General features: G+C 36.2%; 28 protein-coding genes. 10 read left to right on the top strand and 18 right to left on the bottom strand.

Annotation, left to right across the window (positions count from 1 at the left end; translation table 11 throughout):
• Positions 1–40: 40 nt before the first annotated feature.
• From F931_RS10000 to F931_RS09975, 7 genes are all read right to left on the bottom strand, one after another.
• The gene (locus F931_RS10000) at positions 41–667 is read right to left on the bottom strand and encodes a sterol desaturase family protein (RefSeq protein WP_016141250.1); all 627 of its coding nucleotides are present in this window, start codon (positions 665–667) and stop codon (positions 41–43) included.
• A 103-nt stretch (positions 668–770) separates the two neighbouring features.
• Positions 771–1,769 (bottom strand): AraC family transcriptional regulator, encoded by a 999-nt coding sequence (locus F931_RS09995; protein WP_016141249.1) that lies wholly within the window; start codon positions 1,767–1,769, stop codon positions 771–773.
• Between the two features lie 83 nt (positions 1,770–1,852).
• Positions 1,853–2,032, bottom strand: coding sequence for a hypothetical protein (locus F931_RS0103770; protein ID WP_025470319.1), 180 nt, complete (start codon positions 2,030–2,032; stop codon positions 1,853–1,855).
• A 566-nt stretch (positions 2,033–2,598) separates the two neighbouring features.
• On the bottom strand, positions 2,599–3,618 hold the full coding sequence (gene papC / locus F931_RS09990) for a fimbrial protein (RefSeq protein WP_016141248.1): 1,020 nt from the start codon (positions 3,616–3,618) through the stop codon (positions 2,599–2,601).
• A complete protein-coding gene (locus tag F931_RS09985) occupies positions 3,615–6,071 on the bottom strand; it encodes a fimbria/pilus outer membrane usher protein (RefSeq protein WP_080649685.1) in 2,457 nt (818 codons plus the stop codon). The genes papC and F931_RS09985 overlap by 4 nt, the downstream gene beginning before the upstream one ends.
• Positions 6,072–6,211: 140 nt before the next feature.
• Positions 6,212–6,958, bottom strand: a complete 747-nt coding sequence (gene mrkB / locus F931_RS09980) for a fimbrial biogenesis chaperone (protein ID WP_016141246.1) — start codon at positions 6,956–6,958, stop codon at positions 6,212–6,214.
• Positions 6,959–7,031: 73 nt separating this feature from the next.
• Positions 7,032–7,604, bottom strand: coding sequence for a fimbrial protein (locus F931_RS09975; RefSeq protein ID WP_016141245.1), 573 nt, complete (start codon positions 7,602–7,604; stop codon positions 7,032–7,034).
• A gap of 409 nt (positions 7,605–8,013) precedes the next feature.
• Here F931_RS09975 and F931_RS09970 point away from each other — a divergent pair, with 409 nt between their 5' ends.
• Positions 8,014–8,364: a hypothetical protein gene (locus F931_RS09970; RefSeq protein WP_016141244.1), complete on the top strand. Its 351-nt coding sequence runs from the start codon at positions 8,014–8,016 to the stop codon at positions 8,362–8,364.
• 63 nt (positions 8,365–8,427) lie between these two features.
• Entirely contained in the window at positions 8,428–8,640 is a 213-nt protein-coding gene (locus F931_RS09965) for a hypothetical protein (protein WP_016141243.1), read from the top strand.
• A gap of 49 nt (positions 8,641–8,689) precedes the next feature.
• Here F931_RS09965 and bioB read toward each other — a convergent pair whose 3' ends face one another.
• Positions 8,690–9,679, bottom strand: coding sequence for a biotin synthase BioB (gene bioB / locus F931_RS09960; RefSeq protein ID WP_005069622.1), 990 nt, complete (start codon positions 9,677–9,679; stop codon positions 8,690–8,692).
• 87 nt (positions 9,680–9,766) lie between these two features.
• Positions 9,767–10,867: a tRNA epoxyqueuosine(34) reductase QueG gene (gene queG / locus F931_RS09955; protein WP_016141242.1), complete on the bottom strand. Its 1,101-nt coding sequence runs from the start codon at positions 10,865–10,867 to the stop codon at positions 9,767–9,769.
• A gap of 26 nt (positions 10,868–10,893) precedes the next feature.
• Here queG and F931_RS09950 point away from each other — a divergent pair, with 26 nt between their 5' ends.
• The gene (locus F931_RS09950; RefSeq protein WP_016141241.1) at positions 10,894–12,354 is read left to right on the top strand and encodes a bifunctional ADP-dependent NAD(P)H-hydrate dehydratase/NAD(P)H-hydrate epimerase; all 1,461 of its coding nucleotides are present in this window, start codon (positions 10,894–10,896) and stop codon (positions 12,352–12,354) included.
• A gap of 4 nt (positions 12,355–12,358) precedes the next feature.
• Here the strand turns inward: F931_RS09950 and ruvC are convergent, their stop codons facing one another.
• Complete coding sequence (ruvC, locus tag F931_RS09945; protein WP_002121356.1) at positions 12,359–12,904, bottom strand: crossover junction endodeoxyribonuclease RuvC; 546 nt, start codon at positions 12,902–12,904, stop codon at positions 12,359–12,361.
• A 197-nt stretch (positions 12,905–13,101) separates the two neighbouring features.
• Here ruvC and F931_RS09940 point away from each other — a divergent pair, with 197 nt between their 5' ends.
• Positions 13,102–13,695: a helix-turn-helix domain-containing protein gene (locus tag F931_RS09940; RefSeq protein ID WP_016141240.1), complete on the top strand. Its 594-nt coding sequence runs from the start codon at positions 13,102–13,104 to the stop codon at positions 13,693–13,695.
• Positions 13,692–14,237: a GNAT family N-acetyltransferase gene (gene yncA / locus F931_RS09935; RefSeq protein WP_016141239.1), complete on the top strand. Its 546-nt coding sequence runs from the start codon at positions 13,692–13,694 to the stop codon at positions 14,235–14,237. Before F931_RS09940 ends, yncA begins: the two co-directional genes overlap by 4 nt.
• A 79-nt stretch (positions 14,238–14,316) precedes the next feature.
• Here the strand turns inward: yncA and bla are convergent, their stop codons facing one another.
• The gene (bla, locus tag F931_RS09930; protein WP_016141238.1) at positions 14,317–15,138 is read right to left on the bottom strand and encodes an OXA-213 family carbapenem-hydrolyzing class D beta-lactamase OXA-270; all 822 of its coding nucleotides are present in this window, start codon (positions 15,136–15,138) and stop codon (positions 14,317–14,319) included.
• 391 nt (positions 15,139–15,529) lie between these two features.
• On the opposite strand from bla, the gene fxsA reads away from it, so the two are divergent.
• A complete protein-coding gene (gene fxsA, locus F931_RS09925; protein WP_016141237.1) occupies positions 15,530–16,096 on the top strand; it encodes an FxsA family protein in 567 nt (188 codons plus the stop codon).
• Between the two features lie 66 nt (positions 16,097–16,162).
• Here the strand turns inward: fxsA and F931_RS09920 are convergent, their stop codons facing one another.
• On the bottom strand, positions 16,163–16,357 hold the full coding sequence (locus F931_RS09920; protein ID WP_016141236.1) for a hypothetical protein: 195 nt from the start codon (positions 16,355–16,357) through the stop codon (positions 16,163–16,165).
• A gap of 259 nt (positions 16,358–16,616) precedes the next feature.
• Between F931_RS09920 and F931_RS22510 the strand changes: the two genes are divergently transcribed.
• Entirely contained in the window at positions 16,617–16,865 is a 249-nt protein-coding gene (locus F931_RS22510; RefSeq protein ID WP_002121448.1) for a hypothetical protein, read from the top strand.
• Positions 16,866–16,989: 124 nt separating this feature from the next.
• Here the strand turns inward: F931_RS22510 and metK are convergent, their stop codons facing one another.
• On the bottom strand, positions 16,990–18,156 hold the full coding sequence (gene metK, locus F931_RS09910; protein ID WP_016141235.1) for a methionine adenosyltransferase: 1,167 nt from the start codon (positions 18,154–18,156) through the stop codon (positions 16,990–16,992).
• 536 nt (positions 18,157–18,692) lie between these two features.
• Here metK and tkt point away from each other — a divergent pair.
• Positions 18,693–20,681: a transketolase gene (tkt, locus tag F931_RS09905; protein WP_016141234.1), complete on the top strand. Its 1,989-nt coding sequence runs from the start codon at positions 18,693–18,695 to the stop codon at positions 20,679–20,681.
• 56 nt (positions 20,682–20,737) lie between these two features.
• Here tkt and F931_RS09900 read toward each other — a convergent pair whose 3' ends face one another.
• The gene (locus tag F931_RS09900) at positions 20,738–21,145 is read right to left on the bottom strand and encodes an OsmC family protein (RefSeq protein WP_016141233.1); all 408 of its coding nucleotides are present in this window, start codon (positions 21,143–21,145) and stop codon (positions 20,738–20,740) included.
• Between the two features lie 215 nt (positions 21,146–21,360).
• Between F931_RS09900 and yceI the strand changes: the two genes are divergently transcribed.
• Entirely contained in the window at positions 21,361–21,951 is a 591-nt protein-coding gene (gene yceI / locus F931_RS09895) for a YceI family protein (protein ID WP_016141232.1), read from the top strand.
• 47 nt (positions 21,952–21,998) lie between these two features.
• Here the strand turns inward: yceI and F931_RS09890 are convergent, their stop codons facing one another.
• A complete protein-coding gene (locus tag F931_RS09890; RefSeq protein ID WP_016141231.1) occupies positions 21,999–22,589 on the bottom strand; it encodes a lecithin retinol acyltransferase family protein in 591 nt (196 codons plus the stop codon).
• Between the two features lie 193 nt (positions 22,590–22,782).
• Between F931_RS09890 and F931_RS09885 the strand changes: the two genes are divergently transcribed.
• Positions 22,783–23,529, top strand: coding sequence for a phosphodiester glycosidase family protein (locus F931_RS09885; protein WP_016141230.1), 747 nt, complete (start codon positions 22,783–22,785; stop codon positions 23,527–23,529).
• 40 nt (positions 23,530–23,569) lie between these two features.
• Here F931_RS09885 and F931_RS09880 read toward each other — a convergent pair whose 3' ends face one another.
• The 3 genes from F931_RS09880 to F931_RS09870 all read right to left on the bottom strand — a co-directional run bounded on the left by F931_RS09880 (position 23,570) and on the right by F931_RS09870 (position 25,714).
• Positions 23,570–23,800, bottom strand: a complete 231-nt coding sequence (locus F931_RS09880; protein ID WP_005069589.1) for a hypothetical protein — start codon at positions 23,798–23,800, stop codon at positions 23,570–23,572.
• Between the two features lie 248 nt (positions 23,801–24,048).
• Entirely contained in the window at positions 24,049–25,134 is a 1,086-nt protein-coding gene (trmA, locus tag F931_RS09875; RefSeq protein WP_016141229.1) for a tRNA (uridine(54)-C5)-methyltransferase TrmA, read from the bottom strand.
• 106 nt (positions 25,135–25,240) lie between these two features.
• Positions 25,241–25,714, bottom strand: a complete 474-nt coding sequence (locus tag F931_RS09870) for a GrpB family protein (protein ID WP_016141228.1) — start codon at positions 25,712–25,714, stop codon at positions 25,241–25,243.
• Positions 25,715–25,741 lie beyond the last annotated feature (27 nt).

Here is a 25,741-nt window from a genome sequence, read left to right as displayed (position 1 = left end):
AAGCTGCTGGAGTCCACAGCTTTTATATTGGGATAAATTTTCAAGCCAGTCTGACTTCTATTCCTTTACGTAAATTAGATTGGTCCTGATCGGAGTTTAAATCAATCTTGGCATACGATTTAGCAAATATGCGTCGAGCAGCAAAATTAATCGGTTTTTCTAACAACTTTGGTAATTTGATACCTAAGGGATTAGTTTCAGTCTGAGATACTTCAGTAGTGACCCGAGTTCCCATAATATAGTCAAACCAAGGTTTGGTAACACACCAGTTAGCATTTTGATTGCTTGTCATATGATGATCATAGTGCCAAGGGATACGTTTTTTTGCATATTCAGGGTCTAAATGAGCCTTTGAATGTACACGCCAATAATTCCACAACCCATAATAAAGCCCAGCTGTAAAAAAAGGTGCTACAGGTAAAAAAATAGTGGCAGCTCCAGCTAACCCAAGTAAGGCGGTTTTTTCGTTATACATTTCAGCATTTTTAAACATTGATTCAGCATAACCTTCATCTTGAAAGCCATTTAAACGAGCGCGCTTATGATGCGCGATATGGGTGAAAAATGGACTATTACGGTACTGACTTGGATATTCATGTAACCAAACTTTATGAAAGTACCATTCAAGACCATTTGCAACGAAAATACCTACAGGGAATCCGAGCATATTGACTACTTCTCATCAATTACAATTTAAAGCCATTGTAAAAGAAAGGAGATTTATCTCTTTGACTTAATAGGCAGCAGAATAATTGCCTTTAGAATCAATTTTACTGTTTCTGTTTGCGCTGGCGATATCCGCTTGGAGTTTCACCAGTCCAACGTTTAAAAGCCCGTGTAAATGCTGAGGGTTCAGAAAAACCAGTTAAATAAACAATCTGATCAATAGTTTCTTGCGTATGCGCAAGCAAGCGTCTAGCAAGCTTTTCTCGATGTTGGTTTAAAATTTTCTCGTAATTGGTGTTTATTGCTTGTAAATCAGCTCGTAGGGTACGTGGGTTACGATTTAATTTCTCAGCAATAAATGTTTGATCGAATTCCCGCGATTCGAGTAACCCATTGCTGAGTAAGCGCTCAATCGCATAAACAAGTTGATGTTTTTCTAAAGTTGATAGTTGTTGTTCAGCAATTGTTTCATGAATTTTTAATAATTCTGGTTCAGCTGCTGGTGATGTTTTATTTAATAATGCGCTAGGAAAAATTATAGCACCTTGTTTTTGATTTAAAATTACCGGGCAATTCCAAGCTTCTTGATAACTGTTAGCTGAAGCACCTTGTTGATACGGTAAGGTAATTTGACTAGGTCTAAACTCATCATTTGTAATATATTTAAAAAAATTAAGAAAAATACCAATTCCACATTCAAGGTAATGTCTTACAGGATGTTCAAAACCAACCAAAGTTGCTATATCTTTTTCAATAGTTAAAGAAAGGTGAAAGACATCGGTTAGAAGGGCCTGATACTTTAAAGCACGTTGTAAACCTTCACCAAAAGTAGAACTGCTTAAAAATAAATACTCAATAACTAATCCTCTGAAAGCAGGCATTTGGCTACCTACATGTAAGCCAATATCTGGGTCCTTACTTATTTGTTCAGCAGCTATCCAGAACCTTTCTTGAGTAGAGTTATTTCTACGAATATTTTTATCTGGCGGTTGATTGGGTAAATTAACGCTTGCGAATATAGAAGCGGCATCTAATCCCATCTGTTGCATAGTCTGATAGGTCATCCATAAAAAAATTCCAGCATCAGAAGAACTTTTTGACATATTTTTATAGTAATTACCCAGTAAATTATAGGATGCATTCAACCATGATTTTATGGTTAATACGATATTTTTAGAATTTATAATTAAGCATCAGGAAAGATACCTGCATCTTCGCGTGCTTGCTTTAAAGCTAATATAAAAGATAGCAATAAAAGTAGACCTATTAAGAACAGAAAAAAATCAATTTTACTAATTGCACACCCTATGCTGAAGGCTCCTAGACTTAATAAAATAATACATAATATTTTCCAAAAAATGAGCATGTTACGTTCTAGTGAAAAGCCTAAGATCTTGTTTGTAATTGAAGGGGATTTCTAAATTTATTTATGTTTTTTTTCTTATAAATTATGTAATTCTTTATAATTGTTATAAACATTAATTTTTAATATTTGAATTTAAGTTATTGAAATTATATTAAATATTTTTAATCTACTTAAAAATGGATCTTTTAAATTTTCTTAAAATTAAGTTTTTATTAATTAATAGAATGATAATTCTTTAGAAACACTATAGAATAGCTGTTTTGAAATTAAATATACTTTTTAAATTTATTTAAAACAATGGGTTACTTTATTTTTTTAACTTTTTAATAAAAAAAATACTTGATTTTTGAGCTAGATTTTGGAATTATAGTCAGGCAAATTGTGATCTATTTCCCACAATTTGTATTTCAGGTTAAGTGGTTATCACTAATGCTCATTTGCTATTTTCGCTTATGAGCATTTTTTTATGGAATTTTTTAATATAACTACAAAGTTTTAAAAAGTTAAAAATTTAAATTTTTAGCAACCTCTAATTTTTTATTTTTAATAAATGGTATACGGGTGAATTAATCATATTGAATAGTCACCGTTGCTGTTGCGGTAACTATACCTGCGCTCACATTAGTTGCTGTTTGATAGTAACGAGCAGTTAAGGGAATATCATATTCTATAGTTTGGTTAGAATTGACCGTGCCTATATTTTGTTTGGCTGTTTTTTGAATAGGGCTTTTAGCGCCATTCATATTCCATAGCAGTTCTATACCCACACCATTGGCTTTGTTTGAATTTGCAGCACTATTATTAATGACCTGATTATTGGTGGGGTCAGAGTTATAATCAAAACTTAAACTGATCGTGTTGCTCGTAGCTATACCAGAGTTATTCTCGCCGCCATTACATAAAATGGATAAGTTAAAACTCTGATCACCTTGTGTTGAACCAATCGCTTTAAAACCTGACTTCATAACATTAGGAAGTTGCACAGGGGTATCTATACCATTTTGAATTTCACATGATGAGGAAGCGATTAGAATAGGGGTATTACTTAATACGGTAGTGGTTAGAAATGGGCGATTCTGTTGCCCCGATACATAATAAGTACTGTAACGGCCTGCTACTAAGGCACCTGAACCTGTTGTCATCGCAGTTTTAATCACTTCCATAACAAAATACCCTGGAGAAAGCGTATAGGCTGTATTGGGTATCAATGTGCGTCTATATGGATAATATCCAGAAAAATCTGAAGCATCTGCAGCTTCACGATAAAGACGAATACCAATACCGGGAATATTGGTTGCATAGACATTATTACCTATTGGACTAATTGGATAGTTTAAGGGGAGAGCTGCAATAATTTGATCACTCGCACGATTACATGTTGCACTTGAGTTATTTGGAGAGATCGAAAAAGTATTCCTTTGTAATATAGTTCCTATAGGATCTGTCGGTTTTACAACGATTTTACCAATGTTCATTGGAATATCGACAGTGGTAAATCCTTTACTTAAAGTACAATTTGCATTTGTATGGTTATAAGCAAATAGACTCACCGCTAAAAATCCAATTTTTTTTAAAATATTATTCATTTACAGACTGCCTTTGACATAATAATTGGTTGGTTGTTATGCTTTATTTGATCGGTTATATCGTATTCAAGTTCGCATTTTTCTGTACTCTTATCTCCCCATTTCACATATAAACGGCCATGGCTTAAGAGTGTTCTTAAATAAATACGACTGCCTTGTGCGACAATGCCTATTACTTCGTTATTCTGGTTATATACCTGTGCGGCAAAAGGTAGATGTGAACCATCTAATGTTGTTGTATTAATAAAAAGTGCATAACCTTTTTTTGTTGAGAATTGAACTTTAGTGATTGAGCCTGCATAAGGTGCGATACGTAAGCTACTTTCAGCTAGCTCAACTTGTGTAGACATATTTTGCGGGTCAAGGCTAATGTCATTCATACGGTAGGGTGTAACATACGGAATAACGGCATACCCTTTTTTGTTAATGCTTAGCCCTGGCGTATTCCCGACTTGTGCTCCTGTCGCATCTGGCGCGTAAACCAATACCATTGTTTGAGCTTGGTCTGGACCAAATAGTAGTCCTTGAGAGTGTGCAACGATATTGCCACTTAAGTTAAGCATTTCTTGTTGATAGGAATCGGCATAACTTATTGAAGCGCCTATGGTTGTGTAGTTTGTTTTATAGTTACTATTAATATTGAGGTTTGTTTGACCCTGATCTTGACTAGAAATTGATGCGCCGTAGTTCAGACGACTTCCTGTAAACCCGCTTAAGCTTAAAATTTGGCTATCTTCACTTAGAACACTATTCAAAGTTAAAGAGGTTTTCTTAAAATCTAATGGAAAGGATAGGGACGCTAGGTATTGAGTATCTTGGCCAGCCCGCCCATCAGCTTGAGTAATTTCGCTATTAATTGCAGATAAACTATAAGTTAAATCTTTAAATTGATTGCTATAACCTAATTGGAACTGCTTATTAGGAGTAGATTGATTCCAATAATTTGTCCACGAGCCTACTAAATAGAAATTTCCCCACTGGTTTGGAAGGGCTTGATTCAAAGTAAGTTGGAATTCACTTTTTTGTTTGCCTACTGAAAAACTATCAATATTTTGTTGTTGTAAGTCTCGAATTAAAATTGCATCACGCAATTTGAGATAGTTTTCTGTTGAATAACGATAAGTTGCTAATGTTAAATTGGTATGCGTTGGAGAAAATAGCTTACTATAACTTAAACGATAACTTTGCCCCGCCATTTTAGGCTGTTGAGCAAATTCGGCATTTGAGTGAGTGACATCGAAAGAAATAGCTCCAATTGGTGTTGAAAAAGCTGTACCTAATAATACAGAGAAATATTGTTGTGCCCCTTGAGCTGAACTATAAGCCGTGAGGTAATTATTAATTCCTCGTTGATATTTACCCTGGATTAACCATGGAGTTAATTTAACGTTTGAATCGCGAAATTGTCCTAAAGTGAGTGAATATCGACTCATTTGCGGGCGCAGCATTTCAATGACAGAAGCATAGGGAATAGCGAATTTCTGAATTACGCCATTAGATTCAATTACCGAAACTTGTAGCTCGCCTCCAAATCCTGTTGGATAGAGATCATTAATTTCAAAGTTTCCAGGCGGTACTGTTGTCTGATAGATTAAGTTACCTTGTTGTCTAACCTCGACTTTTGCATTGGTTTTTGCATAACCTCGGATTCTTGGAGCATAACCCACCATACTATTTGGAAGCATTCGGTCATCACTTGAAATATTTACGCCGCGATAGGGTAAGGAGTCGATAAAATCACTATTAGTAAAATAATCTCCTAAGGTCACAACACCATGAATTTGGGGAAAGGCCTTTTGTACATATGTATTTGTTGATGTATAAGAAGAATTATTGGATTGAGAGTTGGACTGGCTTTGCCATTTCCATTGTCCATTATGGCGAAACTGCCAACTTGCTAAATTCGCTCCAAGATTAGTCCCCATAAAAGCATATGTATTTTCACGCTGTTCATTCACTATTCGATATGCTGTTGCGTTATAAGTTAAAAAAGCCGCGTTAATACCGCGATCCCACAAGTGTGGATCGATATAGCCCTGCGCATTTTTTTCTAAGACTGATTGCGGAATTGAAATATCAAGTCTTAAACGGGAACTATCAAATAAATAAAAAGCATTATCTATCCATGAAGCGAGAGCTTTGCACGAAGCCGATGAAGTAGAAGCTTTTTGACTCAAAACATCAGCTTTTACACCATATTCAAATAACATGGCTTCTGTAAAACATGTTTCAGCATTTGTGTTGGGAGTTAGGGCATTAAATTGCATGCGCCGCTTACCTAGCCATTGACCATTAACATAGACATCTAAGCTGTATTCACCAGGTAAGATCGGGTTTCCGTATTTGAAGCGAGCTATATCAATTTTTTGTGCGTTACCGACTAAGAAATTACTATCAAATTCGGCTTTTGAGAAATGTGAAACATCAGTATTGTTTTCAGCATATGCAGCCACAGACATGAATAACGTAATACTTGATACGATGTAACAAGTAAAAGGGCTTTTTAAACATATATAAGGTATAAACCATTTAGACATAGTTTTAGAGCCTATTCATGATAGGTAGTTAAATTTTCTTAAGTAATACAGTGAGGTTAGAACTTTATTTGGTGCTCAACTCGTCCACCGTAATCATTGATATATACAAAACTCATATCTGCTAAGTTTTTATTTTTTAGTTTTATTTTATCCTCTGAAAAAGGGGCAATCATTATACCTTGCTGTAATAAGTCTGTTTTATGACCTTCACTTGTTTGAAAAATTGAAGTAATAGTGAGGAAAAACGGCGTAGGATTTTTTATTGCTATATATTGATCATTTATTTTCCATTCGACTTTGTCACTGAGTTGATCAACATTTTCTTTTAGGTCTGTAGGACGATAAAAGAATTTAATTCTTGAGCGAACAGCGAGTTGCAAAAAATTATTAGAGGTAGATGTGGCTTGGTCTTTTTGTTGAGTTTTCCCTTCTGGTTTAGGAGGTATATCTAAAACATTAAGCCAAAAAATCGATTCTTGTTGCTGGCTAAGTTGAGATGAGGTTGGTAAAGCTGTAATTCTTAAGGTTTGTCCCTTAGTTGCTTCTACCCGCGAAATCGGTGGTGTAATAATGAAGGGGACATTTGCTTCATCTGGTGTTGACTTGGCATTGCCATCATCAATCCATGCTTGGACAAGAGACGGGGCAGTACCGTTATTACTCAGTTGTAATGTGATTTCACGTGCATTTGAAGGATAAATGACACGTGTACCATGTAAAACAATTTCAGTATGACCTGTAGTAGTTAGTACTGCCTGTAGGCAAACTAATCCCCAAAAAAATTTACGACCACGAAAAAGCATGAGTCATATTCTCAATAATAAATAATAGGTAGGAGATAGCTTCTATTCATGAATAGAAGCTTCAATTTTAATTTTATTGATAAATAATCGTGTATTTTACTTGTGATGTTACCGTACCAGCAGTAGAAGCACCTGTAGCATAATATTCAGCATAATAGTTAAGGTCAGCACTACCACCTGCTGAAACATTTACCCATTGTGAATTAGCCTGTGTTTCATTGGTGCTTGTAGCAAGTACAGGAATCACAGCATTATTACTGCCAAGTAATTGAATATTCACATTTGCTGCTGCACCAGAGGTGGCTTGGTTTAATAACCGACCCGTATTAAAGTCAACGGTAGCACCTGGTTCAAAATAAGTTGCAACCTTACCTGCAGCGGCACAGTTCGTTAAGTTAATTTGAAAAGGCGTACGACCAGCCACATCACCTGCATTCTTTAAGGTTTGAGATGAAACGGTAGGTAAGTTGATTGTTAAATTTTTATCTCCAGTATCAATAGTACAAGTATTATCCGTAACAAGACCATTAATAGTAATTGTGCCATCTGCAGCTTGTGCATTTGCTATATTTAAGAGAGAAACAGCCGCCATAAAAATAAATTTTTTCATAAAATCCCCAGAATAGCCCTTTAAAATAAAATCCATTACTTTTCAGTAAGTTTATTCTGATTAAGTAAGGCGAAGGAAATATATCACTTTTCAATCAAAAAACAAGAAAAACATTATATTTATATATATTTTGATCAATTGATTTTTATTAAGAGGGACTAGGTAAGATATTTTTTATCATTTGGTAAAATAATTAACTACTATTTCATTAAAATAAAATTAAAAACTTAAAATATTTAAGTGTTTGTATTTTATTAAATTAATTTAAATTTAAAATATTTTTTATTATAAAATTGCTAAATATGGTTTTAAGTTGTTGTTTTTACATATTAAATTTATTTTTTATTTAACTTGTGAAATAATTTATTTTTTTAAGAATTTTTTAAGATTCAATTCCTACTGTTTTAGTTGTAATTTAATAAAAGATAATCTGGAGTTCAGTTCCATGAATAGTATGAAGTATAGCTATAAACCTAATTACTTTTTCTTTGCTCATAAATTAGTTTTATTTTTAAAGGATTATCTCATTAAGCATCCGACGGAACAGCAAACAACCTTTAACTTGCAAACGATTTATGACATCTTTAGCCATGATCTTGCTTCGAGTACGACGAACCTTGAAGGTATTTTAAATATTGCAGATGAATATGTCTTTGAAACAGAAGATGGCTTACTTCCACTAATCAGTAAGCATTCAGTCAATCTCAAAAATCATGTGCTTTCTTTAGAATTTTCACCTCAAGCTTTGGCAAGTCTATTGTCGGGGCGTTCGTTGGTAAATCCTAAAGCAGCTTAGATTTTCTTTTAAGGTAGAGTGAACTCATATAAAATTCATAAAATTTATTTTTAAGAGTTATTTATGAGTAAAGACTTTAAAGCTTTAACTTATATTGCGGATGATAATATAGCAGATACAGTAACTTGGCTCTTACACCATCAAGATGTTTTTGATTCTTTTAATTTTGATGTGTTGAGCCAAGAGTTCACAGTAACGCACGCGGCCGGCAAAGATATTATTCGAGTCGGAACTTTCCTGAATGCCACTTACGGGATATTAGTAACTTCTATATAAATGAAAAAAGCCCTGAATGATCAGGGCTTTTAAATTTTTAAGTGTTAAGTTAAGCACTCATTGCATCTACTGATAAATCGGCAACCGTTGGTTTTGGTTTTTCAGCAGTTAAACCTAATTTATTAAATAAAGCTTGGTCTTTACCTTCACCAGCATTTGGTGTGGTCAGTAATTTATCGCCAGAGAATAACGAGTTTGCACCAGCCATAAATGCTAAGGCTTGGTCTGAATCACTTAATGATTCGCGCCCTGCAGAGAGACGGATATAACTATGTGGCATGATAATACGTGCAACAGCAATAGTACGGATCCATTCAATGACATCAAGCTTTTCAACATCGGCTAAAGGCGTTCCTTCAATAGGAACAAGCATGTTGATTGGCACAGATTCAGGGTGAATTGGTAGGGTAGCGAGTTCATGTAATAAACCAATTCGGTCTTCACGACTTTCGCCTAAACCTACAATACCGCCACTACAAACTTTCATACCAGCTTGACGAACATAATCAAGTGTATTTAAACGATCATCAAAAGTACGGGTACTAATGATGTGAGAATAATACTCGCGAGATGTATCTAGATTATGGTTGTAATAATCTAAACCAGCAACTTTTAGGCGTTCTGCTTGGGATTGGTTAAGCATACCTAAAGTCATACAGGTTTCCATACCCAATGCTTTAACTTCGCGTACCATTTCTAAAACATAAGGCATATCACGCTCATGTGGGTTACGCCAAGCAGCACCCATACAAAAACGTGAAGAACCTGAATCTTTGGCAGCTTTCGCTTCACTAATCACTTTTTCAACAGCAATACGTTTTTCTGCTTCTAATTTTGATTCGTAATGTGCCGATTGTGAGCAGTATTTGCAATCTTCAGGACATTTACCCGTTTTAATAGATAAAAGGGTACTGACCTGAATCGAATTGGCAGTGAAGTGCTCACGATGTACTTGCTGAGCCTTGAAAACTAAATCCAAAAAAGGTTGTTCATATAAAGCTTGGATTTCTTCACGATTCCAATCATTACGTAGAGTCATTGTCATATCCATGATGATGGCATTAATTCACTACACATAATCATACAGAATTCGTATTAAAGCTATAGGGCAAAAAACATCATTTTTTTAATTTGATGACTGAACTTGGCTGAGTTGTTGTTCAATTGCCCAATCAATATGCACATTGACAATTTCGTCATGTAAATTCTTGCCATTTTGTAGCTGATCTACAATTTCTTTTGAATAAGATGCGTTGCCTAAACCGATGGCAATATTACGTTTAAATGATTGATAACCTGTCCGGCGAATAGGGCTACCTTCTGTATTGGCTAAAAAAGTGGCTTCATCCCACTGCCAGATATCAAGCAGACTAATATGATCTAATCCATGCCTAGGGTTGAAATCGGTAATTGAAGCTTTTTTCGCAAAGCTATTCCATGGGCAGATTAACTGACAGTCATCACAACCAAAAATTCGATTACCAATTCCTGCACGTAATTCCTCAGCAATAATTCCTTTATATTCGATAGTTAAGTATGCAATACAACGTCTGGCATCTAGCATATAAGGTTCAACAATCGCTTGTGTCGGGCAAATATCAATACAGGCGCTACAAGTACCACAATGTGCTGTTGCCGGTTCATCAAAAGGTAAGTCAAGGGATGTAAATAGCTCGCCTAATACAAAAAAAGAACCTGATTTTTTATGAATAAGTAAAGTATGTTTGCCTGTCCAACCCATTCCAGCACTTTCAGCTAATGATTTTTCAAAAATAGGTGCCGAGTCTGCAAAAGGGCGAGATTCAAAATCGCCGACTTTTTCACGAATCCTTGTCGCTAAGGTTTTCAATCTACCACGCATGACTTTATGGTAGTCACGGCCACGTGCATAACGGGCGATAATGGCCGAGTTTGGTTCGAAAGGTACATATCGTGGTTTTGGAGATTCCACAAGATAATTCATACGGACACAAATAATACTTTTTGTGCCAGGCACTAATAATGTTGGATCAGCTCGCTTTTCTAGATTTTCTTCTAAATAGGTCATGTCTGCATGATAACCACGTTCTAGATACTCCAAAAAACGTGGCATTTGCTCTTGAGCATCTGGTTTGGCAATGACACAATCAGCAAAACCTAATTCTAATGCTTGAGCTTTGATCCATGCTTTTAATTCATGCGGATCAAGTTGTTGCACTGCAATGCGTGATGTGTCGGAAGATGTCATAAACCAAAATGCAAGAGGATAATAATATGCAGGCGGTAGTTTATCATAGCGATGATATTCGAGCATGGGAGCAGCGTTGGTTTGCTGCACAAAACTCTTCATTAGGTTTAATGCAACAAGCAGCTTGGTCAATTGCTCAACAGCTTATTGAACTTTTTAAAGATCAGAGTATCAATAATATTGCTGTTTGGTGTGGACAGGGCAATAACGCGGGTGATGGTTACTTTATAGCAAGTTACCTTAAACAAGCTGGATTTCAGGTTGAAATATTTGCGGCTCAATTGGGCGAGTCAAATGATTTACATTGTGCAGCGCAATTCGCTAAAGAAATGAAAGTCCAAATTCATTCAAACTTTGATGTGGAAAGAACATTCGATTGCCATATTGATGCGTTATTTGGCATAGGGTTAAATCGCGAATTAAATAGTGATTGGCAACAAGCGATTCAAAAGTTTAATAAACAAGTAGGCCTAAAAATTTCGATTGATATACCGAGTGGTTTACAAGCAAATACAGGACAAGTCTTACCTTTCGCAGTGAGAGCTGATCATACCTTTACCGTTTTAGGGCTTAAAGCAGGATTATTCACAGGACTAGGTAAAGAATATGTAGGAAAAATTCATTTAATTAATCTAATTCCTATAGACCACGAGTTGAAACCTGTGGCTTATTTGGCTCCCACAAATATTAAACTTCCTCAGCGTATGGCATTTGGGCATAAGGGAAGTTACGGGCATATTTTAGTGATTGGTGGACATGAGCAAATGGGTGGAGCAGTCATTATGGCTGCTGAAGCTGCCTTTCATGCAGGTGCAGGTAAAGTGACGGTGATTTGTCATCGTAATCATCATCAAGCTATTTTGTCACGGGCGCCTAATATTATGCTTCGTGATATCAATGGTTTAAATGAAAACAATATTAAAGATATTTTATCTCAGGTCGATGCAGTATGTTTTGGAATGGGGTTAGGGCGTGATGAGTGGGCTAAGCAAATCTATCAGCAATGGTTTAATTTGTTAAATCAGAGTACGCACCTAGAAACTGTTTTAGATGCAGATGCTTTGTGGTTTCTAGCAAAGCAACCTGAAAAATTGGGTACACATATTTATGCGACGCCTCATCCAGGTGAAGCGGCTACCTTACTTGGTTCTTCTACAGCGCAAATTGAAAATGACCGCATTGCTGCAATTTATGCATTACAACAAAAATATGCAGGCCAGTGGGTACTTAAAGGTGCAGGTAGCCTAATTTTAGAGAATAACTTGTATATTTGTACACAAGGTAATGCTGGAATGGGAACGGGTGGAATGGGTGATGTGTTAGCAGGAATGATTGCAAGCCTAAAAGCCCAGTTCCACCAAGATATTGCGTTACATGAGATTGTTACCCTTCATGCCCAAGCAGGAGATCTTTTAGCTAAAAATGGTATGCGTGGCTTGCAGGCTTTTGAAATGAATCAGGCAATTACTCAAGTGGTAAACCAATAAATTTTTAACGTCTGCGACTGCTAGAGCGGCTTCGCCCACGTGCCATACCACCTAAGGCATTTAAAACAGACAGTTTACTCATACTTCCCGATGCATGAGCATGGCAAATAGCGGCAGCAAGAGCATCGGCTGCATCGGATTGAGGCTTAATCGTCAAATTAAGTAATCGCATGACCATCATTTGAACTTGCTCTTTATCGGCAGCGCCATAACCAACCACAGATTGTTTAATTTGACGGGCAGTATATTCTGCAACTTGTAAATCTAAATTAACTAATGCGGCTATGGCAGCACCACGAGCTTGCCCCAGTTTTAAGGCAGAGTCTGGGTTTTGAGCCATAAAGACTTGCTCAACCGCAGCTTCAGTAGGGCCATGAAATTTCACAATGCGCTCAACGCCAGCAAAAATACGTTTTAAGCGTTCTGGCATTTCTTGAGTTTCTGTTCGGATTGTACCGGCATCAACAAAACGCAGTTTGCTACCATCTTTTTCAATGATTCCATAACCTGTTAAGCGTGAACCTGGGTCAATTCCAATAATCAATGCCATGTGAAGACTTATATAAGTAATTTAGAGAGTATTGTTACATAGCCAAAACGGTTATGCATAAGTAATTTAAAGAAAGCCGTGATGAATGGTTATTTTTCGGTTTTTATCTTACCCATCTATATTGTTTAAAATCATTTGATGTAATTCTATTTTAATGGAATACTTATCTATAATTTTGGAATTTACGTCTATGGTAGATGGAAGATATAAATATACGCATTGCGCAGCAAGTACGTGAACTACGTCTAGCGCGTGGATATACGCTAGATGTTCTTGCTACCCGATGTCAGGTAAGCCGTTCTGCAATTTCACTCATTGAAAGAGGTGAGGCAAGTCCAACAGCGGTTGTCCTTGAAAAACTGGCAAATGGTTTAGAGGTTCCTTTAACTCAGCTATTCGCCACCTCACAAAATAATCAGTCACCACAACCTATAGTTCGACGTATTCAACAATCAGAATGGAAAGACCCTGAAACAGGATATATTCGCCGTCAAGTCTCTCCTCCAAATTGGAAGTCTCCATTTCAAATTGTTGAAATTGAATTTCCAGCTCATGCCCGAATTACTTATGAAATTAATGAAACCTATAATGTTGTACAGCAACAGCTTTGGGTAGTTGAAGGGCAAATTGATATTCAATTAGGTGAAGCTTGTTATGCTTTAAGTAAAGGGGATTGCTTAGCAATGCAACTCAACCAACCTGTTATATACACTAATAATTCAGCTCAAATCGCTCGCTATATCTTAGTCGTCTCTAGTCAACTCGTATCTGCCGTTAAGGAATCTTTATGATCTATTCCCTCAATTCTAGTTTTCGTTTAATTGATTGTAATGAAGCAGAACATGCAGCGGCTATATTAGAGATACTGAATGAGGCAATTATTAATTCTACAGCACTGTATGATTATGTACCGCGCTCAATTGATTCAATGAAAACATGGTTTTCAGTCAAAAGAGAACATGGTTTTCCAGTGATTGGTATTGTGGATGAGACAAGCAAGTTATTGGGTTTTGCGAGTTGGGGAACCTTTAGAGCTTTTCCTGCCTATAAATATACTGTTGAACATAGTATTTATATTCATCATGAACATCGTGGCAGCGGATTAAGCAAAATTCTAATGCAAGAATTGATTAAGCGCGCTCAAGAGGCCGATCTACATGTATTGATAGGTTGTATCGATGCAACCAACCAAGCGAGTATCGGTTTACATGAAAAAATGGGCTTTATCCATGCAGGTACTTTTAAGCAAGTAGGTTTTAAATTTGGCCAATGGTTAGATGCTGCTTTCTATCAGTTAAATTTAAATACACCACATACGCCAGTTGACGGATAAATAATAAGGTTTTCAAATTTCAAGTTTTAAAATAACCCAGCTTATAAGGATGAGTATAAGCTGGGCTATAAAGTTCAAATTATAAAATACCTAGCTGTTCTAATCCTTTATAAGCAATTTCTTTTCGAATAGAACTAGGTGTTCCTTTTTTCATTTCTAAATTGAGTGAGAACGCTACAATTTCTCCTTGTGGTTGAACGACCCAGCCTGTTAACCAGCCCACTTGAGGCTCCACATCCCATCCCCAACCGCTTTTAGCGTAAATTTTACGTCCGTTTTTTTCTTCTACGAACACCATAGATTGAACTTGTTCTTGTACATTTTTGCTAAAGGGAAGAGTTTTATGTGCTAATTCATAAGCAAACTGTGCTTCCTGTTGAGGCGTAATTTTGAGTGGACCGATAAGCCAAAAATTATCTACTTTTGAACCAATATCAGCATTACCGAAACCAATACGCTTGACCTCTTTGGACATAAGATCAAGGCCAATTCGTCGAGCTAGTTCTTGATACACAGGAATAGCAGAAGCTTTCATGGCATCACCTAGAGTCATATCCTTTTCCCAATCAGGAAATAAACGCTTTTGTCCATCCCATTTGAACACTTCAGTGGTTGTTGCTTTATGATGTTCAAGACCAATTAGAGCATTTAACATTTTAAAGGTAGATGCAGGGACATATTCAGTTGATGCCCTTTTTAGATCATTGCCATAAATTTCCTCTGTATTTCCGCGCTTAATAACCAAAACACCTGTGGTCTGTGCTTGATCAAACAGTGATTTTATTTCTTCTGAATTTTTATGAGTAGAAATAGCGTGTATTTGGTGATGTTGTACTGTATTGAAAGAACATGCTGACAAAAATATGGTACTAATGGCAAAGAAAAGAGCTTTTTTAGTCATAAGGCTATGTAGGTTTAAAAGTATTATTCTTTAATTTAACTTGAATAGCGGTGCTTTTAGATAGAGAAAGTGTAAGCTGTTTGCGTGAGCCATCACTTAAATATCATTTTTAACCCTTTAAAAGCCATATATATTCAAAAAAGCTAAGACTTTTTATTTGACTAAAAACTGCTTGTGAGAGAGCTATACTGTTTAAATAGAGTAAAAAATTAAAATCTGATAAAAGTCGCACTTGATAAACCAGATAGAGCACTCATTAATAATAAAGCATGTTTGTTTTTATCGAGTTAAAATCAAATGTACTCTAGTATTGCAGACTCTGGCTGATTCGATAGGGTTGGGGCAAATAAAACTGCAATGAATTTTCTTTTTGAGATAGATAAAGTTTTACATGAATTTACTTCTTATTGTAGTTCTGGGCGCGATTGTTGAAATTGCCGTATGGATTGGCGTAGCACAGTTCATCAGTGGATGGTATGTGTTCTTTTGGTTCATTTTTGCTTTCTTTATTGGTTTGGGGCTTATTCGCAGAAGTACTGCTGGTATCATGCCTCAATTACAACAAATGCAAATGACAGGCCAGCTTGGTAATGATCCGGCAGTAACTAAAAAACTTGCTTACGCTTTTGCAGGTTTCTTATTAATGTTGCCAGGTCTTGTTTCTGATGTGTTAGCTGTTTTAATTCTGATACCTGGTGTTCAAACTGCTTTCCGTAATCTAGCAATGAAAACTCTTGCAAAGCGCCAACAAGCTATGATGGAAAAAATGATGGGTGGTATGGGCGGTAATATGGGCGGACAAAACCCATTTGCTGATTTAATGCGCCAAATGCAAGATATGCAGAATCAACAAGGTGGAAGTAGTCAAGGTCAATACCGTGATTCAAGCATTATTGATGGTGAAGCTAGAGAAGTTACTCCAGATCATAAGAAAATTGAACATAAAAATAAGGACTAATAGTTACCTTATTTAAAGGCCTAAACCTCCAGAGTTTAGGCCTTTTTTATTTTGAGTAGATATATATTATTTATTTAGAGACTCTTCAGTCCCGCTAAGATCTTTTTGAGCCAATTCAGTTTGGTCTTCTTGTGGTTTTGTTGGAGGTTGATATTTGTTGGAAGTTAAGGCAGTTTGCTTATTTTCTGATTGTTGATAACCTCGACTTCGGTTGGCTCTTTCGCGAAAGCCACCTTTATTAATGAGCTTTGTATGTGACATGCATTTGCCTCAAATGTGAGATTATTCGCTTATTTTAACAAATTAGACAAAATATCAAAATAAGAAAAATAGTCCTATAAAAATAATATTTAACTTATGTTTTTGTTTTTAGGAAATATTTTTTAATTGACTCAATTGTTCATCTAGATTGAATTATCTTTTCATTTCACATAGGATAAATATAAAGGATGTATAAATTAAAAAATGTAGCAAACCTATTAAAACAACAACGGTTGAAATGAGGGAAGGAGGGTTACCTATGCTATATCAATACCATTGTGCGTGTTGCGACAAAGTTGTGGCATCAACAGATAAATCATGCCCATACTGTGGCTCACAACATATTCGAAGTCCTTATGGCTTATGGATGTTTTGTGTGATGGCTTGTCTAGCGGTTGTCGTTGTATTTAAAGTTGTCCATATCTATATCCAGAACCATCAAGATACTCCTACGCAGTCAACATTACTTGATGTGTTAAATCAGGATGATAAAACGACAAGACAATAAACTTTGATTACAGCTATAAATGATATGGCGTCAAGGATGATTGCTAGAAGACTAAACCCTACATACCATAGAGTTTTAAGTATAAAAAAGCCCGCTCAATCGCGGGCTTTTTTATGACAGCATATTAGAGGCCAGCAGCATCTTTAAGGGCATCAACTTTATCAGTTTTTTCCCAAGTAAATGCAGAGTCTGAACCTTCACGACCAAAGTGGCCATAAGCCGCAGTTTGTTTATACATTGGTTGAATAAGGTTCAACATACGAGTAATACCAAACGGTCTTAAATCGAAGTGGTCACGTACGAGTTGAATAATCAACTCATCAGAAACTTTTGCTGTACCAAAGGTATTAATTGAAATCGAAGTAGGTTCTGCTACACCAATGGCATAACTCACTTGAATCTCACATTTGTCAGCAAGACCGGCAGCTACAATATTTTTTGCAACGTAACGACCTGCATACGCAGCAGAACGGTCAACTTTAGATGGGTCTTTACCAGAGAAAGCACCACCGCCGTGACGAGCCATACCACCGTATGTATCAACAATAATTTTACGACCTGTTAAACCACAGTCACCTACAGGTCCGCCAATTACGAACATACCTGTTGGGTTAATATGGAATTTAGTAGCTGCATGGAACATTTCAGCAGGGATGATCGGTTTGATAATTTCTTCAATAACCGCTTCTTTAAGCTGGCTTTGAGTAATTTCAGGATCGTGCTGAGTAGATAAAACAACAGCATCTAAACGTACAGGCTTGCCATTTTCATATGCAAAAGTAACTTGGCTTTTTGCATCTGGACGTAACCATGGAAGTGCACCTGAACGGCGAAGTTCAGCTTGACGCTCCATTAAACGGTGAGCATAAGAAATCGGCGCAGGCATAAGCACGTCTGTTTCACGGCTTGCATAACCGAACATTAGACCTTGGTCACCAGCACCTTGGTCTTCAGGTTTTTGACGGTCTACACCTTGAGCAATTTCAGGTGATTGTTTACCGATCATATTGATTACAGCACACGTTGATCCATCAAAGCCAAGATCAGAGTGGTGGTAACCAATACCGTTAACAGTATTACGAACAACAGCTTCAACATCAATATTAGCAGTCGTTGTCACTTCACCTGCAAGTACAACAGCGCCTGTTTTTACCAGTGTTTCACAAGCAACACGTGCGTATGGGTCTTCTTTTAAGATTGCATCCAAAATAGCGTCGCTAATTTGGTCGGCCATTTTATCGGGATGACCTTCGCTTACAGATTCCGAGGTAAAAACAGCGTACTCGCGCATGAAAGTCCTATCTTGGTTATTTCAAAAGACATAATATGTTACATCGACTTGAGCTTGAGGACCAGTTCATACTGACTAAAAAGCATGAATTTATTTCATTTATAGTGTGTTTTAATTGATAAGTGTATTAGTAAAATTGATATAGAGAGTTGTAGTTTAAAGTATTTATATTTTAACAACTTGTTGCTAGCGTATTTTTTAGACATGTAAATCAATAAAAAGATGCTATCTGAAAATTTGGACTTTAAAGAAAACTAATACGATCAGCTTATGCAAGATGAGGGTAATATTTTAACTATATATCAAAAACTAACAGGGGAAATACTTTGAAATTTGAGTACTCTGCAGAGAAATGAGCATTGTTTTATATAACTTAAAGATTCAAATGTTTTTTGTGTAACCAAGAAACGGTTAAAAATAAAGAAATATACCTTGTTGGGGTTTACCCTAAGCCTTTTTTTTAAGACAATATAGCGGCATTGAATGGTTATTCATCTTCTTCTTTTCATCAATCTATTAAAATTGGATTCTGATCTATGACGACCCCTTTAAACGAACGTCGTATTGCAAATGCAATTCGTGTATTGGCAATGGATGCTGTGCAACAGGCAAACTCAGGGCATCCAGGTGCTCCAATGGGGATGGCAGATATTGCTGACGTCGTCTGGCGTGAGTTTTTAAATCACAACCCAACAAATCCACAATGGGCAAACCGTGACCGTTTCGTTTTATCAAATGGCCATGGGTCAATGTTGCAATACGCTTTGCTTCATTTAACAGGTTATGATCTTTCAATTGAAGATTTAAAACAGTTCCGTCAATTGCATTCTAGAACTCCTGGTCATCCTGAATATGGTTATGCACCGGGTGTAGAGACGACAACTGGTCCTTTAGGTCAAGGTATTGCTAATGCTGTTGGTTTTGCTTTAGCAGAAAAAACATTGGCTGCTCAATTTAATAAAGATGATTTAAAAGTTGTTGACCATTTCACTTACTGTTTCTTAGGTGATGGCTGTTTAATGGAAGGTATTTCTCACGAAGTATGTTCTTTAGCTGGCACATTACAACTTGGTAAATTGATTGCTTATTATGATGATAATGGTATTTCAATTGATGGTGAAGTAGAAGGTTGGTTCAGTGATGATACAGAAGAGCGTTTCAAAGCCTATGGTTGGCAAGTTCTTCGTGTAGATGGTCATGATGCTGATGCGATTCGTCAAGCGACAATCGAAGCAAAAGCTGAAACTCAAAAACCAACAATCATTATGTGTAAAACCATTATTGGTTTAGGTTCACCAAATAAACAAGGTAAAGAAGACTGTCATGGTGCGCCATTAGGTAAAGATGAGATTACTTTAACTCGTGAAGCATTAGGCTGGAACGAAGAAGCATTTGCTATTCCTGCTGATATATATGCTGCATGGGATGCGAAAGCAAAAGGTAGCGAGTCTGAAGCAGCTTGGAATGCGGTATTTGCACAATATCAAGCAAAATATCCAACTGAAGCAGCTGAGTTACTTCGTCGTATTAGTGGTGATTTACCGGCAGAATTTGCAGCTCAAGCAGATGCTTTCATTCGTGAAACAAATGCGAAAGGTGAGACAATTGCAACACGTAAAGCAAGCCAAAATACATTACAAGCATTTGGTCCTTTATTACCTGAATTGTTAGGTGGTTCTGCTGACTTAGCGGGTTCTAACTTAACACTTTGGAAAGGTTGCCAAGGTATTCAAGAAAACCCAGCGGGTAATTATGTATACTATGGCGTACGTGAATTTGGTATGACTGCAATCGCTAATGGCGTTGCATTACATGGTGGTTTCGTTCCTTACGTTGCAACATTCTTAATGTTTATGGAATATGCACGTAATGCAGTACGTATGTCTGCATTAATGAAACAACGTGTAATTCATGTTTATACACATGACTCAATTGGTCTAGGTGAAGATGGTCCAACTCACCAACCGATTGAACAAATTGCTTCATTGCGTGGTACACCTAACTTAAATACATGGCGTCCTGCAGATACTGTAGAAACAGCAATTGCTTGGAAATCTGCTTTAGAACGCAAAGACGGTCCTACAGCACTTATTTTCTCTCGTCAAAACTTACCATTCCAAACACGTTCTGAAGAACAAATTCAAAACGCTGCAAAAGGTGGTTATGTACTTGCTCAAGAAAAAGGTGAATTAAAAGCAATTATTATTGCAACTGGTTCTGAAATTTCTTTAGCAATGGAAGCTTATGCACAACTTGAAGGTGTGCGTGTAGTTTCTATGCCATGTGCAGAAGAATTTATGAAACAAGATGCTTCATATCGTGAAGCAGTATTACCAGCTCATATCCGTGCGCGTGTGGCAGTTGAAGCAGCTCATGTTGATTACTGGTGGAAGTTTGTTGGTCTTGATGGCAAAGTAATTGGTATGACAACTTATGGTGAATCTGCACCAGCAAAAGATTTGTTCCAATACTTTGGTATTACAACTGAAGCTGTTGTTGCAGCAGTAAAAGAATTAACTGCTTAAATATTAGAGTAGTGTAGAAAAGCGCTCCTAGTGGAGCGCTTTTTTTATTTAAAATTTTAAATGCTAAGTTCTGTTTGGATATTAATTTGAGAGGTTAATAATTTATGAATAGGGCAGTTCTCGGCAACTTTTAATAAGCGCTTGTGTTGATCTTCAGTAAACTCACCTTTAAGTGTGATTTTTCGTTCGATATTATTCTGGCCTGCTTGTGGGTCACCATTGGGGTTTAATGCTAAATCCACTTGAACATGATCTAGCTTAATACCTTTATGGTTTGCATACATTTCTAATGTAATGGTGGTACAAGCACCTAAAGCAGATAATAAAATCTGAACTGGGTTTGGAGCAGTATCTAGGCCACCTTTATCAGTTGGTTCATCTGCAAACCATTGATGACCTGAAGGATCGGTGAGAGTTACTCGATATGGGGTAGAAGTACTTTGTGCTTGAGCAGTATTAGCCATGTTTTACCTTATTATGAATTAATAAATTTGAAGTAAAAATGAAATTCTAGAATTCGAACACGGTATGACAGTACCGCTATTTTATAATATTAGTTTTAAATAATAACTGTAACGCTTTTATTGTTGCATGGATGAAACATATCGTTTTATAAAGAATGGTGAATTAAATTACTTGATGTATACACTAACGACTATATCAATAAAGGATACGAAAAATGCATCTTAAAACATTAAGCTTCGGTTTGGCAGTAGCATTGGCTAGTTCAGTTACTTTAGCTGCACCAGTAGACTACAAAATTGACCCAACACATACAGCTACTGTTTTCTCATGGAATCACTTTGGTTTTTCTACTCCAAGCGCTAACTTCTCGGATATCCAAGGTGTAATTAAAGTTGATAATGCTAAACCAGCAAATTCGTCTGTAAACGTAACTATTCCTTTAAGCAGCGTAAATACAAACGTCCCTGCTTTAGATAAAGAATTCCAAGCAGAAGCTTGGTTTAATGCGGCTAAATATCCAAATATTACTTTTAAAAGTACTAAAGTTGAAACCAAAGACAAAAAGCACTTTAAAATTACTGGTGACTTAACTGTTAAAGGTGTAACTAAGCCTGTTGTACTTGACGCTGTTTTAAACAAGCAAGGCGAACACCCAATGGCGAAAGTTCCAGCGATTGGCTTTAATGCTACAACTTCATTCAAGCGTTCTGACTTTGGTTTAGGTAATTACGTTCCAAATGTAGGCGATAAGATCACTGTAAATATTACCACTGAAGCAACTGCTGCTAGTGCAACTAAAAAATAAGTTATAAGTTTTCTAAAAAAGCTCTCAAATATGAGGGCTTTTTTTATTTAGGCTGATTCTTTTTTATCCGGATCTATAAATACTAAAGGCGCTGAAGGATCGATATTTCTTTTCTGAGATTTTTCTCTTAAGAATTGATAAGTAGGGACTTTCCTTTTTGCTTGATCACGTAATTTCTTTTTAATATAAAGCACCAGAGCAAAACACGTGGTGGCTACGGTCAGCATCATGCCATTCATATAACTCATGATTGAGCTTACATAACCAATGGTCGTTAAACGATGCATCATCCGTTCAACTTGGGTACTACTTTCAATGCCGGTAATTGCCCAGCTACATAGATGTTCACAGTTATTAATAATGAGATGATAGTGATTTTCGTGCATACGCGAACGCATGCGGCGAACCACAATTTTTCCCTTATAACGAGGTCTGTCATATGAACGGACGTGTATTATTTTGCCATGTGAGAATGCATCTATTGAGGTGATTTCAATTGGACGTTTTTTGATGAAATGAGCTAATCCAGAATAATGGATAACTCGACCTCTCCCTGCATATATACCATGATGGCTATAGCCGAGATGCTTTACGATGAGGTGAGCCCCTAAAGGGTAGCGTTTATTCGGTTGTTGCATGCTTACGCTGATCCAATAAAGTGTAAATGGCTTTTATTGAAAAGCTGCTAAATATTATAACCAATATCAGCAATTTGGAGTGTATTGATTACGTCGAATGAATGAGTTTGATGCATATCCAATCTATTTATATTTCTTGTATATAATTTAGTTGCTTAATATGAAGGAAAAATGTCATGTCAGGTGTTATTCAATGAAATGGGTAGTTGGGTGCTTCGCTTTGTATGGGCTTTTGTTTCAGGCCGCATATGCTATAGATTACCAGCAGGTTCAAACGGTAGAAGGTGATCAATACGAGGTAGTTTCGGTCAACGATTTTAAAGCATTGCGCTTATTTTTAAAAAATCCTCATAATCACCAATATTACAAAAGCTTTAACACTATTCAGGAACAATTAAAACAATGTGAGCAACTTAGCTTCGCAATGAATGCAGGAATGTTTCATTTAGGATTTTCTCCAGTAGGGTTGTATGTTGAACAGAAGAAGGTGATCCAGCCCCTAAATAAGAATAAAGGGTTTGGAAATTTCTTTTTACAGCCGAATGGTGTGTTGGCTTGGAATAAAAAGCAGGCCTTTGTTTTAACTACACAACAATATAGTCGAAAAAACTTGAAAGTTGATTATGCAACTCAATCAGGTCCTATCTTAGTTATTGATGGAAAGATAAATTCCCTTTTTTTACCGGATTCCCAATCAAAGAAAATTCGTAACGGTGTTGGTATTCGAAATAATAAACTCTACTTTGTAATATCGAAAAATAGCGTGAATTTCTACAATTTTGCCGAGTTCTTCCAAAGAAACCTTAAAGTAGAGCAGGCTTTATATCTAGATGGCTCTATTTCTAGTTTATATGTGCAAAAGAACAAGCGGAATGATCACCAATTTGAATTGGGGCCAATGGTGGGCTGGGTAGATCAATCGAGTTGTGGAATAAAGTGAAATGAAACGTAAAAAAGCCAGTACAAGACTGGCTTTTTAATTAATGAATAGATGGTTTTTGAGTGACTTCATTTAACTCTTTTCGGCTATAACCACGGGAAATAAGAACTCTTTTAATTCCCTTAATGACATCTTCATCTGTTGCTTGTGCTAGTGCACTTAGAAGTTGTTCATTAGTTTTACATGAGCAGTCATTTTCAACACAAGCAGTCTGGTTTTTATGCTCGTTATGCTGTTGATCTGCTAAGAACAGCTTTTGCCAAAAACTCATAGAGCCTTCATATACAACCTAACATAGCTCGAAATATAGCCAATTTAAAATAAAATACAAGACTCTATAAGTGATAAATCCACCAGTTGAACTCGAGAATTTTCGATAGGAATGTTTGAGTTAAACGAAATTATGACACACAGATGACTTGATATTTTTTGAAAATTTAAATACTTAAATAAAAAAACTTTAAAAAATAAGGAGGTATATAACCTCCTTATTTAAAAATTTACAATGAAAGATTTTGTTTAAATCTTCTCAAGTAAAACACCAGACTCTACATGATGTGTATAAGGGAACTGATCAAATAAAGCGAATTTAGTCACTCGATGAGTTTGACTTAGTGTTTTTAAATTTTCATATAAAGTGTCAGGGTTACATGAAATGTAGATAATACTTTCAAAACCTTGTAAAAGTTTTAAAGTCTCATCGTCAATTCCTGCGCGTGGAGGATCTACAAATACCGTATCAAAGTCATAACTTTGAATATCAATATTTGCTTCTTGTAGACGACGGAATTCTCGTTCACCTTGATAAGCCTGAGTAAACTCTTCAGCAGATAGACGTGCTACCTGAATATTATCAATCTGGTTCTGTTCGATATTCCATTGAGCTGCATAAACAGATGATTTTGCAAGTTCAGTAGCCAGTACTCGTTCAAATTTTAAAGACAGTGGAAGGGTAAAATTACCATTACCACAATAGAGTTCTAATAAGTGTTTTTTCGATCCTTCAGCTGCATCACATGCCCATTGCAGCATTTTTTTGCAAACTTGAGCATTAGGCTGGGTAAAGCTACTTTCGATTTGTTTATATTTAAAAGAACGATTTAAAATTTCGAATTCTTCAACGACGAAATCATCGCCAATAGTAATTTTCTGGCCACGACTACGGCCCATAATTTTAATATCTAATTTTTCAGCAAGCGCTTTAGCGGCTTGTTCCCATTCCTGATCCAGTTTACGGTGATAGATTAAGGTAACTAACATTTCTCCGCTAAGAGTTGCGAGAAAATCAGCTTCAAATAAACGATTAGAAAGCTTAGGTTCAGCTTTAAGTTCTTCCAAAAGTTTTGGCATTAAATTATTGATGCTTTGATCTGCAATAGGAAATTCATCAATACGTACAACAGTTTTTTGCTTGTCGTCATCATTACGCTCAAACATGGCATAGAACATATCATTTTCTGTGTGCCAGATACGAAATTCAGCACGCATACGGAAATGTTGTTCAGGTGATTCAAACACTTCTAATGTAGGTGGTGTAAATTCAGAAAATTGAGTAGTAATGCGGTCAATTTTAGCTTGAAGTTGTTGACGATAAGAAGAGGTCATAGACAATGAAAATTTAGACAGAATCAAATAGTGAATGGTATCAAAAAAATTGAACTTGCAGGAGCCAATTTTAACCAGATATTTATAAGAGAAAGGAATGCTTAGACTAGGGCTGATTTAAAACGCGATTAATAAAATCTGATTTTACTGCTCTGTATTGATCGTGATCTAAATGGCTACACTGTAATTTTAATTGATTATATTCATTGACCAATGTGGGTGACTCTATAAGCTTATTTTTAAATGTTAAGAAAAATGTGAATATTGAATCTGATACTACAATTTGAAAAGCAACGTCATCGTTGTTGAGTGACTCGAGCATACAAAGCTCATGTGTTCTAAGTGTATTTGGCTTTTCGATAAAGTTGAGTGTTTTTAGGCGTTCAATTGCGCATTCAAATTGCTCAGGCATAACTTCAATATAAATATCTAGATCACCTTTAGAAATTGCATTTGGAATAGCGGATGAACCAATATGCTCAATTTTGGCAAATGGTAGAAGGGCGCAAATAGCTTTGTGATATGAATTAAAAAGTTGAGCGCATCTTTGTTGATATTTTTCTGGTTCTAAAAAGACCATTATTAGAATCTCGAATTGATAAAGTTT

The organism is Acinetobacter pittii ANC 4050, from assembly GCF_000399685.1.
GTDB lineage: Bacteria > Pseudomonadota > Gammaproteobacteria > Pseudomonadales > Moraxellaceae > Acinetobacter > Acinetobacter pittii_E.
The sequence above is the reverse complement of the archived record's forward strand: the minus strand, read 5'-3'. Positions and strand labels throughout refer to the sequence as shown.

Coding starts and splice junctions, on each gene's coding strand:
- F931_RS10000 (WP_016141250.1), bottom strand. CDS start 667: ATGCTCGGATTCCCTGTAGGTATTTTCGTTGCAAATGGTCTTGAATGG.
- F931_RS09995 (WP_016141249.1), bottom strand. CDS start 1,769: ATGTCAAAAAGTTCTTCTGATGCTGGAATTTTTTTATGGATGACCTAT.
- F931_RS0103770 (WP_025470319.1), bottom strand. CDS start 2,032: ATGCTCATTTTTTGGAAAATATTATGTATTATTTTATTAAGTCTAGGA.
- papC (WP_016141248.1), bottom strand. CDS start 3,618: ATGAATAATATTTTAAAAAAAATTGGATTTTTAGCGGTGAGTCTATTT.
- mrkB (WP_016141246.1), bottom strand. CDS start 6,958: ATGCTTTTTCGTGGTCGTAAATTTTTTTGGGGATTAGTTTGCCTACAG.
- F931_RS09975 (WP_016141245.1), bottom strand. CDS start 7,604: ATGGATTTTATTTTAAAGGGCTATTCTGGGGATTTTATGAAAAAATTT.
- F931_RS09970 (WP_016141244.1), top strand. CDS start 8,014: ATGAATAGTATGAAGTATAGCTATAAACCTAATTACTTTTTCTTTGCT.
- F931_RS09965 (WP_016141243.1), top strand. CDS start 8,428: ATGAGTAAAGACTTTAAAGCTTTAACTTATATTGCGGATGATAATATA.
- bioB (WP_005069622.1), bottom strand. CDS start 9,679: ATGACTCTACGTAATGATTGGAATCGTGAAGAAATCCAAGCTTTATAT.
- queG (WP_016141242.1), bottom strand. CDS start 10,867: ATGACATCTTCCGACACATCACGCATTGCAGTGCAACAACTTGATCCG.
- F931_RS09950 (WP_016141241.1), top strand. CDS start 10,894: ATGCAGGCGGTAGTTTATCATAGCGATGATATTCGAGCATGGGAGCAG.
- ruvC (WP_002121356.1), bottom strand. CDS start 12,904: ATGGCATTGATTATTGGAATTGACCCAGGTTCACGCTTAACAGGTTAT.
- F931_RS09940 (WP_016141240.1), top strand. CDS start 13,102: ATGGAAGATATAAATATACGCATTGCGCAGCAAGTACGTGAACTACGT.
- yncA (WP_016141239.1), top strand. CDS start 13,692: ATGATCTATTCCCTCAATTCTAGTTTTCGTTTAATTGATTGTAATGAA.
- bla (WP_016141238.1), bottom strand. CDS start 15,138: ATGACTAAAAAAGCTCTTTTCTTTGCCATTAGTACCATATTTTTGTCA.
- fxsA (WP_016141237.1), top strand. CDS start 15,530: ATGAATTTACTTCTTATTGTAGTTCTGGGCGCGATTGTTGAAATTGCC.
- F931_RS09920 (WP_016141236.1), bottom strand. CDS start 16,357: ATGTCACATACAAAGCTCATTAATAAAGGTGGCTTTCGCGAAAGAGCC.
- F931_RS22510 (WP_002121448.1), top strand. CDS start 16,617: ATGCTATATCAATACCATTGTGCGTGTTGCGACAAAGTTGTGGCATCA.
- metK (WP_016141235.1), bottom strand. CDS start 18,156: ATGCGCGAGTACGCTGTTTTTACCTCGGAATCTGTAAGCGAAGGTCAT.
- tkt (WP_016141234.1), top strand. CDS start 18,693: ATGACGACCCCTTTAAACGAACGTCGTATTGCAAATGCAATTCGTGTA.
- F931_RS09900 (WP_016141233.1), bottom strand. CDS start 21,145: ATGGCTAATACTGCTCAAGCACAAAGTACTTCTACCCCATATCGAGTA.
- yceI (WP_016141232.1), top strand. CDS start 21,361: ATGCATCTTAAAACATTAAGCTTCGGTTTGGCAGTAGCATTGGCTAGT.
- F931_RS09890 (WP_016141231.1), bottom strand. CDS start 22,589: ATGCAACAACCGAATAAACGCTACCCTTTAGGGGCTCACCTCATCGTA.
- F931_RS09885 (WP_016141230.1), top strand. CDS start 22,783: ATGAAATGGGTAGTTGGGTGCTTCGCTTTGTATGGGCTTTTGTTTCAG.
- F931_RS09880 (WP_005069589.1), bottom strand. CDS start 23,800: ATGAGTTTTTGGCAAAAGCTGTTCTTAGCAGATCAACAGCATAACGAG.
- trmA (WP_016141229.1), bottom strand. CDS start 25,134: ATGACCTCTTCTTATCGTCAACAACTTCAAGCTAAAATTGACCGCATT.
- F931_RS09870 (WP_016141228.1), bottom strand. CDS start 25,714: ATGGTCTTTTTAGAACCAGAAAAATATCAACAAAGATGCGCTCAACTT.